1 pseudogene is annotated in these 946 nt (G+C 66.8%); it reads left to right on the forward strand.

From position 1 onward, the window contains the following. Positions 1-634, forward strand: a pseudogene (locus U9980_RS09995) (hypothetical protein); the annotation flags it as partial. Positions 635-946 lie beyond the last annotated feature (312 nt).

Genomic DNA, 946 nt, shown 5'->3' on the forward strand with positions numbered 1-946 from the left:
TGACGCTGCATCCGGCTTGCGCATTGCCCCCCCACGGGGAAGTGATCGTGCGCTGGGCAGCGCGCCTGGGCGAGGTGCTGCGGCGGGGACCGCCACCGGGCCGAGGCCCTACACCGGCCCGCCGACGGAAGGCTTTAACCCGTTTCCGGATCAGGCAAAACAGGCTGATCGGGAAGAGATCGGCGCCACCGACCAGTTCGCCACGATCCCCGGGGATGACGACAGGTCAGTTGTCGCCGCGCGGCGTCCGCGGGCCACGGACGGTCGGGCCACGGAGGATCGGGCCCAGACGGGCAGTGGGACCAGCGGTACGGCTTCCCGGCCGGTCAGGCCGGCCCAGGCAGTCAGGCCTGCGGCCGCCAAGGTTCGGGACGGCAGGGCTCAGGCCAGTGCGCGGGCACCGTCGGACAAGGGGCGGTCCGCGGGTGCGGGAACGCGCGGGCGCACCTCGGGCAGACGCCCGGCCGTGATCGTGCTGACCGTGCTCGCTGCCGTGGTTTTCATGATCGTCGGCTTCTCCATCGGACAGGCGCTCGCGGCGCCGGGGCCTGCAACTGCACAGTCGCGGGTCGGGACCTGGGCACGCGATCATCATCTGGCGTTTCTGGTTGACGGTGTGGAGAAGTTACGTTGATCTGCGGCCTCGCAATGGCGTGCGGCGGTATACAGCCGATATCAGGTTGAAACAGAAGAACAGCTGAAAAGGTGTGTAGCGCCAGGTTTTTGGTTTATGTTCTACTGTTGCGACAAGCATTTGGCGTCAGACTCTTGCGTTCGGAGGCTCGCCCGTGTGGAATCTGCATCGACGGGTCTGTCGCACTCTGTCACAGGACGTGCGGCTTCACGTGATGTCGGCTGGGTATCGTCGCAGCCTGTCACTCGCGGCAGGAGAGCCTGTGCGTCCGCATTCCGCACCTCGACACGGCGCTGGTCCACGTGTCATCCG

Source organism: Protofrankia sp. Cr1 (assembly GCF_963555865.1).
Lineage (GTDB): Bacteria > Actinomycetota > Actinomycetes > Frankiales > Frankiaceae > Protofrankia.